The sequence below is a fragment of the Acidobacteriota bacterium genome, from assembly GCA_016703965.1.
GTDB lineage: Bacteria > Acidobacteriota > Blastocatellia > Pyrinomonadales > Pyrinomonadaceae > OLB17.
On record JADJBB010000004.1, the window covers coordinates 79,317 to 92,862 of the forward strand.

A 13,546-nucleotide genomic window follows, 5' to 3' on the forward strand; every position below is an offset into this window, starting at 1 on the left:
TTGTTTAATGATTGCCGGTCGCTGCCGCCATAACTTTTTCAGGAGTCGCTTCGTCGCGGGTAAATTCGCCGGTCACTTTGCCCTCATGCAGCACGATCACGCGATCGGATAGGCCGAGCACCTCGGGAAGTTCCGACGAGACGAGTACGATCGCGAGACCGGTTTTGGCGAGCTTATTGATCTCAGCGTAGATTTCCTGTTTCGCTCCGACATCAATGCCGCGGGTTGGCTCGTCGAGGAAAAGCACCTTCGGATTGGTCAGGAGCCATTTGCCGAGCACGACCTTTTGCTGATTGCCGCCCGAGAGTGTGCCAGTGACGGTAAGCGGTGAATTCGCTTTGATATGCAGCGACTGCATAGGGCCTTTCGCCGCCTTGGTTTCGCGGGTTCGGTTCGTTACAAATTTGCCTGAGATCGACCGCAGCCCCGCGAGCGTCATGTTATCGAGAATTGTCTGGTCGAGGATCAGGCCGAAACGTTTGCGATCCTCGGTAACAAACCCGACGCCTTTCGCGATCGCATCGCCCGGCGAATCGATCGTACTCGGTTTACCCTCGATCTCGATCTCACGGCTGAGCTGTCCCTGCCACGCTCCGAAGATCGACATCAGCAGCTCAGTTCGTCCTGCTCCCATCAGCCCCGCGATGCCGAGAACCTCGCCCTTTCGAACGTGGAAGGAAACGCCGTCAACCAACTTCTTGCCCGGAATATCTGGCGAATAAGTTGTCAAATTCTTGATACTGAGCGCAACCTCACCGTAATTGTGATCAGGCGTCGGAAAAATATCCCCGACCTCACGCCCGACCATCGCCGCGATGACGCCATTCTTGTCGATCTCAGCCGCGGTATGCGTCGAGACGGTCTTGCCATCGCGCAAGACCGTGATCCGGTCGCTCATTTCAAATACTTCATCGAGCTTGTGCGAAATGTAGATCATTCCGACGCCGCGAGCTAGCAGGTCTCTGAGAATACCGAAGAGCGTTTTTACTTCCGACTCGGTCAATGCTGCGGTCGGTTCATCGAGCACTAAGATCTTGGCGTCCTGCGACAAAGCTTTCGCGATCTCGACAAGCTGCTGCTGGCCAATGCCGAGACTCCCGACCTTTACCCGCGGATCGATCGGAAGCCGCAGCTCGCGGAGCAGATTTGAGGCTTTGTGATAAAGTTCGGACCAATTGATAACGCCGAATCGTGACGGTTCCTTGCCCAGAAAGATGTTCTCGCCGACCGTTAATTCTTTAACGAGCGAGAGTTCCTGAAAGATGATCGCGATGCCCGCCGCTTCCGAATCGCGGATCCCTTTGAAATGCCGCGGCTGATCCTCAACCAGAATATCGCCCTCGAACGTGCCCTCCGGATAAACACCCGATAGAACTTTCATCAGCGTTGATTTTCCCGCACCGTTCTCGCCAACGAGCGAGTGAAATCCCCCGGCCTCAAGCGTAAAACTCACGCCATCGAGCGCACGGACACCCGGGAATTCCTTGACGATGTTTTTCATCTCAAGCAGCGGCATAATTATCGTTTCTCGTCTAAAAAAAGCTTGTGGTGACTATAATTTAGCACATTTATGGTCAGGAAATATATGCCTGGGCCATTGCCCTTCGGATCTCGTCATTCTGCATGAACCAGTACCAAACTTTGCCGCTTCGCAGGTTTTCGATGCTTAGCAGAGTAATGCCGAGGTCGATGCCTAAAACATCTTTGTCAACCCAGCCATTGTGCGGGTTAAAGGCATCGACGAAACCATATTTTCCGTAAATATCCTTACCGTAAACGGCCTTCATTTCTTTCAAAGCAGGCAGTGTGATGTCCGGTGTGAACATCAGCGAACCCGCCGCCGCACACGGCACCACCGAGCCGTCGGTGTCGGGATGACGCGGCGGTCCGCCCCACGCGGTGTAGCCCTTCTTGAAGTCCGACGCCGTCATTCCCCACATATTCGGGCCGTATTTTGGAAATTCTTTGCTCAGGTCTTTAATAAAAAACTCGTGTTGGGCCCGCGTTGCCTGCACCGAATTTTCAAAATAATCCACAAAAGGCGTCCGTTTCTCGCGTTTGCCGCGAAAATCTACCCAGGCATGCGAGAACTGATGTATGAAAAGCGGTGATACCGCTGCGAGATATCGATAATTCCCGTATTCCTGCCACGTTCGCTCACGCGCGTACCAAGCCTGCGCCGGGATCGGTTTCGTTTTTGACCCGATCGCCAATAAATAAAGCGAGGAATCCTCGCTATAATCTCGCCAACGGCTTTGTATCCAGCCCGACTCCGGCCGCCAACCGTGAGAAAGCAAATAGGGATCACCGTTCAGCATCCATTGAAAATCCACCCGGTCATAGATCTTGTCCGCAAGAGCAACGATCTCCTTGTCCTCTGCAAAACACTTGCGGGCCGTCAGCACGCCGCCCAGCAAAAGTGCCGTATCTATCGACGAAACCTCGGTTCGCCAACGTCGCTCGCCCGTTTTCTGATCGACAAAATGATAGAACCAGCCATTCTTGTTCTCCTGTCTATTGGCAAAAAAATCGAGCGTGTTCCGCGTGCGTTCCATCGCCTGATCCTTCGTCACCCAGCCGCGATCCGCGGCGATGCAGTAACCGCTGAGAGCAAACCCCGTTGCCGCGATCGTCGCGACATTATAGTGGCTTGTACCTTCAGCGGGCGGCGTGCCGTCGGTTCGCGTTCGGTCAAGAGTGAGGCCGGTCTTGGGGTCGGAATGATCCCAGAAATACTGAAACGTCCGCTTTTGCAGATCTTCGAGGAAAGCTTCGTCTTCCTTACTGACCGGTGCGGTCGGTATCGGTGCAGCCGGTGCCGGAGCGACAGTCTCGTTATCGCTCGCCGCGACCCCCGCAGGCTTTGCTGATATCTTGTCCACGACAGAGAATGTCGTCTGCAGATTGTTTTCGCTGCTCGTTCCGACATAAACGATAAATTCGCCCGGCTCGAGCACTGGTTTTAGATCCCGGCCCAGGAATTCAAGCTCTTTCTTGCCGAGCGTGAATTCGACGATCTGTTTCTGCCCGGCCTTTAAGTTGATCCGCTTAAAGCCTTTCAGCTCCTTGATCGGACGTGTCACGCTCGCCGCGACGTCGCTGATGTAAAGCTGGACGACCTCGTCGCCATCCATCTTGCCCGTGTTTTCGACCTCGACACTGGCTTTGACGGCACCGTTCGGCAGAATTTCCGGTTTATCAACCCGCAGATCGCGGTAGCGAAACGTCGTATAGCTCAGTCCATAACCAAACGGATACAGCGGCGTGTTCGGGATATCGAGGTATTTCGAAGTGTATTTATTCTCGGCCTGGAAAGGACGGCCCGTGCGTTTCTGGTTGTAGAATAGCGGGATCTGGCCAACCGAACGCGGAAATGTTACCGGCAGTTTTCCACCCGGATTCGAATCGCCGAACAACGTGTCAATTATCGCGGGGCCAGCCATCGTTCCCGGGAACCACGCCTCGAGGATCGCGGGCGAATTTTCTGCAAGCCAATTTATAGTCAACGGACGCCCGTTGATCAGGACGACTGCGTAGGGTTTGCCTGTCGCATGAACGGCCTTGATCAGATCGAGCTGTTTGCCCGGCAGATCGATGTTACTCCGCGACGAAGCCTCACCGCTCATCGCTCCGGATTCGCCGACAACGAGAATGCTAAAATCCGAATCTTTCGCCGCATCAACGGCTTTCGAGAAACCTGTATCGGTCTCACATTTCGGATCGCAGCCCGGCTCGTAGCGTAATTTTTTGTTCGGGAATTTAGCCTTGAATGCCTCGACAACCGAGATCGGATCCTGAGCCCGCCCGTCGCCTGCCCAATTGCTGTTCATCTCAGCTTTGTCGTTTGCGAGCGAACCGATGATCGCGACCTTTTCGACGTTCTTATTGATCGGCAGCGTTTTGTTCTCGTTTCTCAGCAGTACGAATGAACGCTCAGCGGCGCGTTTGGCGGCGTCAAGATTCGCCTGTTTGAAAACCTCGCGTTTTTCGAGTTCTTCGCTTGCAAAGGGATTGTCGAAAAGCCCGAGACGGAACTTAACCCGCAGAATGTTCCGCACAGAATTATCGATCGTCGCCATCGAGATCTTTTTGTCTTTGAGCAGTTTTTCGCCGTGCTTGTTGTACAGCTTGCTGACCATTTCCATGTCGGTTCCAGCGTTGAGGGCGTACATTGCTGCGTCAGCTTCGTCCTTAGCAAGGCCGTGGAACATCAACTCCATCACCGCCGTGTAATCGCTGACGACGAGGCCGTCGAATTTCCATTCGTCTCGCAGGATCTTCTTAAGCACAAACGGATTCGCCGTTGCCGGAATGCCGTCAATGTCATTGAACGAGGTCATGAACGAACCGACGCCGGCATCAACAGCTGATTTGAATGGCGGAAAATACGTCTCTCGAAGCGAGCGTTCCGAGAGGTCCGTGGTGTTGTAATCACGGCCGCCCTGGGCTGCTCCGTAGCCTACCCAATGCTTTGCCGTCGCGAGTATTTTATTATTCGCACTGTAATCTGTTCCCTGAAAGCCGCGAACGCGGGCATCCGCGACGAGCGAGCCAAGAAAAACATCCTCGCCCGCACCTTCGATTATCCTGCCCCAACGCGGATCGTGGGCAATATCGACCATCGGGGCAAACGTCCAGTGAACTCCGGCTGCCCGCGATTCTGCCGCCGCGATCGAAGCACTCTGCTCCATCAGCGCCAGATCCCAGCTCGCTGTTTCACCGAGCGGCACAGGAAATATCGTGCGATAGCCGTGAATAACGTCAAAGCCCAACAGGATCGGGATCTTGAGCCGCGATTCGAGTGCAGCTCGCTGCAGTTCGTTCGTCATCGCTGCGCCGCGAACGTTGAGCGTCGAACCGAGCAGACCCTTTCGTGCCATTTCCAGATGTTCGGGGCGGAATTTGCCGTTGGCCTCGCCGTCGAGCTGCTGGAGTTGGCCGAGTTTTTCGGCGAGCGTCATCTTTGCAATGAGCTGATTTATCCGCCGCTCGACCTCCGGGCCGCTTCGCTGAGCAAGCGAGAACGACGTGAGCATTAGCAGAACTGCGAAACCTGAAATTAAACGTTTTATAGAAGATCGCATGATTATTTAGGGAATAAGTATCTCAGCCAGCACAGGCAGATGGTCTGACGCCCACAGCCCGTCCCAGCGGTCAGAAAGTGCTGCGTGCTCAAAAACCTTAATGCCGTCGCGAACAAAAATGTAGTCGATGGTGCGGCCGGGCTCGAGTTCCTTAAAGGCGTTGAAGGTCGAATTGCCGCCAAAATGCCCGTTGATGCTGGCGTAGCGCGTGTCCGCGACCTTGATCACCGACGTTCCCGCCATGATCGTTTTATATGCGCCGCTGTCTTGCGTCACGTTAAAATCGCCGGTCACGACGAACGGCCCCTTGCCGTGGATCTCGCCCGCCTTTTTCAGAATAAGCGACGAGCTCTCGGCCCTCGCTTTTTCACCTACGTGGTCAAAATGTGTGTTGAAATGTACGAATGTCTTGCCCGAAACGCGGTCTTTGAACTTAGCCCACGTGACAATGCGTGGGAGAGCCGCGTCCCAGCCCTTCTCTCCGACCTTGCCGGTCTCGTTGAGCCAGAATGTATCGGTTTGGATGAGCTGAAACCGTAATTTCTTATAAAGGATCGCCGAATATTCGCCGCTTTCCTTGCCATCCGTTCGGCCGACACCGCACCAGGCAAGATCGGGCAGCAGCTTTTCGAGATCACGCAACTGCGACAGCAACGCTTCCTGTACGCCGACGAGGTCAGCCTTGTGAAAGCGAATGACATCCGCAACCTTCTGCTTACGGTTCGGCCACGCGTTGACGCCGTCGCGGGGTTCGTCGTAGCGGATGTTGAAGGTCATTACCCGCAGGCTTCCCTTTGGAGCTTGAGCCGCGGCACTATCGGTTATGAACGCCGCCGCGATGAGCAGAAACAGAACCGAGTACAACTGCCGAAATTTGAGGGGTTTTAGCATTTGAACCTAAAGAAAAGCTCGATAAAAAAGGCGTGGAAAGTAACCACGATCCACGCCCATTCCAGTTTTCATAAACTAGCTCAGCTAGAAGCTGAATCTCGCCTGGAATTCTCCAACCCGACCGGCCAAAGCCGCCGTCGGAACACCAAACTGAGCGTTATCCGCACGCGTGCTGTTCGTATTGTAGTTGAAGCTCGCGAAGTTCAGGTTGTTCAAAAGGTTAAAGAAGTTGAAACGAATGTCGAGTTTCGCTCTCTCGCCGAGGATGCTGTTGACAGCAGCCAGGCTCGAGATGTTAAAGCTCTTTGCGATCGACATATCGACGTTAAAGTAACGCGGCCCGCGGAACACGTTTCGGCCAATTCCCGGACGGTTATCCGCCGGGTTCGTGCCGTTTACTGTCGTCAGAAAGTAACGGCTGCATCCGGCCGGCGTCGTTGTAATATTATTACAAGCCGCTCCGGGAATGAGGCCGCCCGGGAACTGTCCACCGGCTTCGAAATCGGAGTTCGAATTACCGAGTGGTGCCGTTCCAAACCATTGACGCGGACGGATCACACCGATCGAGGTCGTTTCAGTCGACAGACGAATACCGCCGTTGATGACCGGAGTCCACGGGAAACCACCGCGCCACGTTACGATCGGGCTAAACGACCAGCCTGAAAGCAGATCGCCGAAAATATCCTTGCGACCTTTGAAGAACGACGGCTCCCACGTACCCGACGCGTTGAAATAATGGGTCACGTCAAAGTCTGACGGCCCTTTCTCCTCACCGTTGTCGTAAGAGTAGGTCTGGTTCGTACAAGCACACGGAGCTTCGACCGAGACGGTATCAAGACTCTTCGAGAACTTGTAATTGATGTTCACGTTGAACGACTTGCTGAAATTACGCCGCAGTCCCGTGACAAGAGCATTGTACGACGTGTTTACATCCGGGCTCGCAAAATAGACGAGGCGGAATGTCGGAGCTGCGGTCGATGACAATATCTGGTGAAGCGGCAGGATACGAACAAATCTGCTGCCTTTACTTCCCTGATAACCAGCGGTCGCAACAAACTTCCACGGCAGTTCATACTGAATTTCCGTCGAGTAGCGTGCAACCCACGCGGTTGGCAGATCAGCATACGTGCTGTAGATCTCGACCTGACCAAAGTTCGGACCGCCGTTCGCCGCAAAACCACCGCCGAGCGTTGGATTACGGGGATAGCCGGTGATCGTTCCATCGGCACTGCGGACGAACTGGATCGTTCCTGTTGTAGCACCAGTTACTCCGTTGTTACCGCTGTTACCGCAGCAAATGCTGTAACGAGCTGCATTCGGCGGAGCGAATCGAGCGTTGCTAAAGAGAGCACTTGCGAGACGGTCATAACCAACACCGCCGCCGCCCCGGATCACCATTTTCTCAGCAAACTTCTTCGGGCTCCAGGCAAAGCCTAGCTGCGGGGCGAAGTTGTTGTAATCGGGGTCAGTAAAGGTCGTGACCTTCTCGATGACCGCGTCGTTCAAACCATTCGTACCCAACTTAAGCCGCCCAAGCTGATTACCGCCGGTAACCTTGATCGGGGCGAGGTATTCCCAGCGAAGGCCGAGATTCAATGTCAGGTTTGGGCGGAATTTCCAGTTATCCTGGAAAAAAGCACCGATGTTCGACGTGTTGAACGGAACTTCATTAGCCCTAGGTGTGCCGGTCGCGTCGGCATTGATAGCTTCAAATACCGGCGTGCCGTTGGCGAAATTCCACATTCTCGTGAACGAATAGAGTGGACGTGCACCGCCCGGGGCCGCCGAGTTGTTGACCTCACGGCGGTATTCACCACCGATCTTGAACGTGTGGTTCGAGTAGATCTTGGTCAGGATATCGCGGAAATCGTATTGACGCTGGTTGAAAACACCCGGCGTCGTTTCCGCACGGGGAGCTCCATATCGAAGGCGGTCGCCGAAGACAGCCTCGATCTCGACTCTCGGCAGGCCAAAATCGACGTTTGGATTCGCAGCGACCTCATTGTATCCCCACTTGGTCGTGTTAAAGCGGAATTCGTTGATCATCGTGCTCGAGATCGTACGCGTGTAGATACCGCCGAGAAGGTACGTAAGCCGGTCAGACGTAAGGTCAGCCTGCGGACGGTTTTGTGCTGCCCCGTTGGTACCGAACGATATCAGCGGTGTCGCATTCGACATGAAAGTGATGCGATCCTTGTCAGAAGCCTGATAGTCGAGACGGAAAGTATACTGGTTACCCTTAAATGTGCTGTAGTTGTTGAGCGTAACGTACTGCAGATCAGCAATGCCATCGAGTCCGCCGCCAATTGTGTTGGTCGCATCTGGAACGTATGTGCCATATGTGCCGGTGATCGAGCCGACATCGAGGCCCGTTCCAACGACCTGGCAGTTCGGGCCGCCTGCATTGTATGGCGAATTCAAAAGACTGCACACCGGCGTCAGGATCTGAGCGATCCGCGGTTCGGCTGAGGCACCGCTTACGAGTGCGGCCGGAATGGTACCGGCCCTAAGCGAACCGATCTGCTGTCTGAATGTTGAGGTATCGACCCAGGTCGGGCCCGAGATGCTGTTGGTCGAGTTTTTGGTACCCTCGTACGAGAAGAAATAGAACAGCTTGTCGCGAACGATCTTGCCGCCGAAGCTGCCGCCGTACGTTTTGAAGCGATCATTGACTCGCGTCGGGTTAAGGCCCGTCAGGCCCGTGACACCCGCGATACCGCGAAAACCGTTATAAGCATTGAGCCCAGGATTGTTGATCTTAACGAAAGCGCTGCCGCTGTAGGAGTTCGTGCCGTATTTGGTGATGACCTTGACCTGAGCTCCCGAGTTGCGGCCGTCTTCTGCCGAGTAGGTGCTCGACGTGACCTGAACTTCCGAGATGCTTTCCTGGGAAGGTGTGATAACTGCGGCTCCGCCCCATGTCTGGCTGTTGACGCTGACGCCATCAATCTCAAAATTGTTCGAGGTCACACGCTGGCCGTTGGCCGAGACCTGAACCTGATTCTCGACCGCGAAGATACCATTGTTCGATCCGCCCGGGCCGGTTTGGCTCGAGTTACCGAGACGAGCTGCTCCGCCGCTTGCCGAACGAGCGCCGTCGCCAAAAACACCCGGTGCAAGCCGCACCAGATTGTAAGGATCGCGGCCAACCATCGGCAGTTCGAGGATCTCTTTATTTGTGATATTGCGGCTGAGGTTTGGAGATTCCGTTTCAAGCGTTACCGCGCTCGAACCATCAACGGTCACTTCAGCGGAAACATCTCCGGGTTCGAGAGCAACGTCGTAACGTGCGCTTGATTCGGCTGCGAGCGCAGCATTCTCAACGAGCTTTTTCTTGAAACCGCTTTTGGAAACCGTTATCCGATAGTTTCCCGGCGGCAGATTGTTAAAGCGGTAGAGCCCGCTGTCGTTCGTCTGCGTCTCGAGAGTCGCATTCGTCGCCGGATTTACCAGCGTGACACTTGCTCCCGGAACAACTGATCCGGTACTGTCCACCACGATCCCGGAAATTCCGGATCCAAATTGTGCATTCGCAATAGTTGCAAAAATGGCAACAACCGCAAACAGACAAAAACTCTTCAAAAGGCTGAACATTGCTCGCCGCATAGATTCCCTCCAAACTTAAACAACTCTGATTAGTTACTATTTTTTGATTTCCCGTAACGATTTGAAAGATAATAGCTTACCCACTATCAGGCATCACAATTTGCTCGATTTTCTGTAAGTAAATCGTTTTACTAAATCGTTTTAGTATAAATCTTATAGCATCCGTCAAAATTGATTGTCAAGAGATAATAAGAGGGCTTAATAGATTTTTATGCCGCGATCTACGGTCAAATTGGACTGACCAATTTCGCAGGCGTTTTAGGATCATTTGGATGGTTGCCGGGAAGGAGCAAACGAGCTCCTTCCCCTACGAACTCTATCTAACTTCCCCGTTAAAAACTCAACCGGATCTGAAACTCACCCGTACGGCCCGCAAGGGCTGAAGTTGCCTTACCGAATGTAGAGAGAGCGATACGGGTCGGATCTGAGTTTGAGTTGAACGGGGCGAGATTCAGCGTGTTCAAGATGTTGAAAAAATTGAACCGCAGATCGACTTTCGCATTTTCGCCGAGCACGCGTATCGACGGCAGCCCAAATGATTTTGCGAACGCCATATCGAGCGAGGTATATCGCGGACCACGAAACACGTTACGTCCGATCCCCGGTTTGTTAGCGAACGGCGGAGCATTAAATGGGATCACCGTATTGAAGTAGCGGTTGCACCCGGGAGCAACGTTGCAATCGGCACCGGGAATATATGCGTTCGGGAAAATGCCGCCAGCCGAGAGGAAGTTCGCGTTTGTATTAGCCAAAGGCTGCTGTCCTGTGTAACTCAGCGGCCGCGGATCGCAGAAATTATTAGTTGTCGTTCCGAGCAAACAGCCAAACGCTTTCGGCGTCCACGGGAAACCCGTGTGATGCGTGATGATCGCATTTATCTGGAAGCCGCCCAGGAGTTTGCCTTTCCAGTCCGTGCGGTTGTTGAAGAATGGCAGTTCCCACAACGCCGAACCTGTAATATTGTGCTTTACGTCAAAATCCGACGGCCCGCGTTCTTCGCCTTGATCGACGGGAAAACTCTGGTTCGTAGCACCGGTCGGTCCTTCGAACGAGACGGTGTCGATGCTCTTGCTGAAGCGATAATTGACGTCAAAGCTTACCTGTTTCATGAATCGGCCTTGAATGCGGGCGATCATCGCGTTGTAATTCGCGTTTACGTCCGGACTGGCATAATAGGCAGCAAAAATAGCCGGATTTGTTGATGGCCCGGTAATATGGAGCGGCAGGATCCTGACAAAGTGCCGGCTGGCACTTCCCTGATAGCCAAGCGTCGCCACCATATTCAATGGCAGTTCATACTGTGCCTCAAGTGAGTAGCGATAGACATATGCTGTCGGCAGGCTCTGCGGCGACGCATAAATTTCGATCGAGCCATTATTCGGCAAACCGTTCGTCGCATTTATACCGCCGCCGAGGACAGGATTTCTCGGATAACCTGTGATCGACCCGTTCGTGCTCGCAACATACGTGATCTGGCCGCCAACGAACGGTGTACCAAAATCGCTGGTGGACGTACCGCAGCAGATGCCGAAGTTGAAGCCATTCGGTGGATTGCGACGAGCGTTTGCGAGCAGTGCGTTAGGCAAACGGTCATAGCCGATACCGCCGCCGCCGCGAAACACGAGCTTATTTGCAAAATACTGCGGGCTCCACGCAAATCCGATCTGCGGGCCGAAATTGTTCAGGTCTTTCTTGTAGAAGAGCTTAGCGGTCGAGATCTTAGCGCCTGCAAGGCCGCCGTTCGCATCCGGGATCAAATTGCCGAGCACGCCGTCGCTCGCGGTGATCGGCGAATAGTAGGACCAGCGAAGTCCCAGATTCAGCGTGAGATTTGGACGTAGCTTCCAGTCGTCCTGGGCAAAAAATGCCAATTCGCTGGTGGTGAATTTGGTGTTATTCGCCGCCGGAGTTCCGGTCTGATCGGCAGTGATCTGTTCGAAGATCGGCGTGCCGTTGGCAAAGTTCCACGGGCGAACGAATGAATATAGCGGACGTGCTCCGCCCGGTTCTCCGTTGTTGTTAAGATCGCGGCGATATTCCGCTCCAAATTTGGAAACGTGATTTCCCCAGATCTTCGTTAAGTTGTCTCTGAAATCGAACTGTTTTTCGGTGATCACTCCCGGAGTATTCGGGCTTCGAGGTGCTCCATATCGAAGCCGGTCGCCGAAGATACCTTCGATCTCCACTCTTGGCAGGCCGAAATCTGCCTGTGGATTAGACGCCGTCTCGTCGAATCCCCAACGGGTCATGTTAAAGCGTGCTTCGTTGACCATCGTCGACGAAATAGCCCGGGTGTAGATGAACGCCAGAGCGTAGCTCAGACGCTTGGAATTGATATCCGCCATCGGACGTGTCTGGGCACTTGCGTCTGAAGTAAACGCCGTGGTCGGCACGATGAATGACGAGAATGCGAGCTTATCCTTCTGCGAAACCTGGTAATCGAGCCGCGTGAAATACTGATTTCCGCTAAACGTTTTCGGAGCCGTAAGCTGGGCAAACTGCAGATCTGCGATGCCGTCAAATCCACCGCCTGAATTCAAGCCGAGCGGAACATAAGTCCCGTACGTGCCCGTGATCGAACCAATATCAAATCCATTTCCGACAACCTGACATGGAATAAAAATTCCTGCGGTCGCACAGGTGCGGCTCAAAATGTTAGCTACTCGAGGCCTCGCTCCAACACCGGTCAGGAGGCGGGCTGTGACGGTATTTGGCCTGGCTGCAATTATGCCGCTTCTGAACGAATCCGTATCGATGAGAGCATCGAACGTGTTCGAACTGTTTTCCTTTAAGCCTTCGTATGAGAAGAAAAAGAAGAGCTTGTCCTTGACGATCGGGCCGCCGAAGCTGCCGCCAAATGTTTTGAATTTTCTCTCGACGCGTGTCGGAAGCGTCGGCGATCCGGCGGCTCCGTAGAATTTGTTAAATGAGTTGAGCGACGGATCGTTGATCTTGTAAAAACCGCTGCCGTGCCACTGGTTCGTGCCGTTTTGTGAAACGACCCGGATCTGAGCACCGCTGTTGCGGCCATCCTCAGCGGAATATGTGCTGGAGGTCACCTGAACCTCTTTTACGCTCTCCTGGCTTGGCGTGATCACGGCCGCGCCGCCCCACGTCTGGCTGTTGACGCTGGTTCCGTCGATCTGGTAGTTATTTGCCGAAACTCGCTGCCCGTTCGCCGAGATCGGCTGCGCATTCTCGGTCTGAAAGATCGAGTTGTCCGATCCCCCGGGGCCACTTGTGTTTGGCAAACGAACAGATTCGCCCCCCGCACCGCGGGCACCCGCACCGAATACGCCCGGAGCAAGCCGCGCCAGTTCGTACGGATCGCGTCCGGCTTGCGGCAGCCTCAGAACTTCTTCCGTGCTGATCGTTTTCCTGATGTTTGCATCCTCTGTCTGCAATCCCAGATCTTCCGCCTGAACCGTTACCGTCTCGCTGATCACGCCTGCCTCGAGCGTTACGTCCTGGCCTTTGATCGATTCCGCATCGACCTGAAGATTCTCAACCACACGCTTCTTAAATCCCGGCTGCTCGACCGAAACTGTATAAGCTCCGGGAGCAAGATTGGAGAACCGGTAGAAGCCGTCCTCGCTGGTCTGCGTTTTCTGAGCCTGGTTGGTCTCTTTATTCAAGAGCGTGACAGTTGCGCCCGAGACGGTACCGCCGCTGCTGTCAGTGACTGTTCCCTGTACACCGGCTCTGAACTGAGCGTGGCCGACAACGGTCATTATCACTACTAAAAGCAGTCCGGCAAACACATTGATAGGTCTGAAATGAGATCGAAACATGAGATCCTCCTTGTTCTGCGGCCCCTGGGGTCTGGGTCTGCTGGGGTGCCGGAACTCGCCGGCATCGAATGCAAACCCATCGGGCGTAGCTAGATGGGCAAACGGGTATTTTAGGTAAATCGTTTTACTACTGAACAGTAAGCACCTTGTAGATTTGTAAGTCAAGACAAATCT

At 54.0% G+C, this 13,546-nt stretch carries 5 protein-coding genes; all 5 read right to left on the reverse strand.

From position 1 onward, the window contains the following. Positions 1-4: 4 nt before the first annotated feature. Complete coding sequence (locus tag IPG22_03160; GenBank protein MBK6587306.1) at positions 5-1,522, reverse strand: xylose ABC transporter ATP-binding protein; 1,518 nt, start codon at positions 1,520-1,522, stop codon at positions 5-7. A 52-nt stretch (positions 1,523-1,574) separates the two neighbouring features. Beyond that, on the reverse strand, positions 1,575-5,084 hold the full coding sequence (locus IPG22_03165) for a glycoside hydrolase family 3 C-terminal domain-containing protein (GenBank protein ID MBK6587307.1): 3,510 nt from the start codon (positions 5,082-5,084) through the stop codon (positions 1,575-1,577). A gap of 6 nt (positions 5,085-5,090) precedes the next feature. After that, positions 5,091-5,975, reverse strand: a complete 885-nt coding sequence (locus IPG22_03170; protein ID MBK6587308.1) for an endonuclease/exonuclease/phosphatase family protein — start codon at positions 5,973-5,975, stop codon at positions 5,091-5,093. Between the two features lie 84 nt (positions 5,976-6,059). Beyond that, positions 6,060-9,581: a TonB-dependent receptor gene (locus tag IPG22_03175; GenBank protein MBK6587309.1), complete on the reverse strand. Its 3,522-nt coding sequence runs from the start codon at positions 9,579-9,581 to the stop codon at positions 6,060-6,062. 332 nt (positions 9,582-9,913) lie between these two features. Beyond that, entirely contained in the window at positions 9,914-13,372 is a 3,459-nt protein-coding gene (locus IPG22_03180) for a TonB-dependent receptor (protein ID MBK6587310.1), read from the reverse strand. Positions 13,373-13,546 lie beyond the last annotated feature (174 nt).

What these genes read in the sequence shown, in the direction of transcription:
- IPG22_03175 (MBK6587309.1), bottom strand. Translation starts at nt 9,581, where the DNA reads ATGCGGCGAGCAATGTTCAGCCTTTTGAAGAGTTTTTGTCTGTTTGCG.
- IPG22_03165 (MBK6587307.1), bottom strand. Translation starts at nt 5,084, where the DNA reads ATGCGATCTTCTATAAAACGTTTAATTTCAGGTTTCGCAGTTCTGCTA.
- IPG22_03170 (MBK6587308.1), bottom strand. Translation starts at nt 5,975, where the DNA reads ATGCTAAAACCCCTCAAATTTCGGCAGTTGTACTCGGTTCTGTTTCTG.
- IPG22_03180 (MBK6587310.1), bottom strand. Translation starts at nt 13,372, where the DNA reads ATGTTTCGATCTCATTTCAGACCTATCAATGTGTTTGCCGGACTGCTT.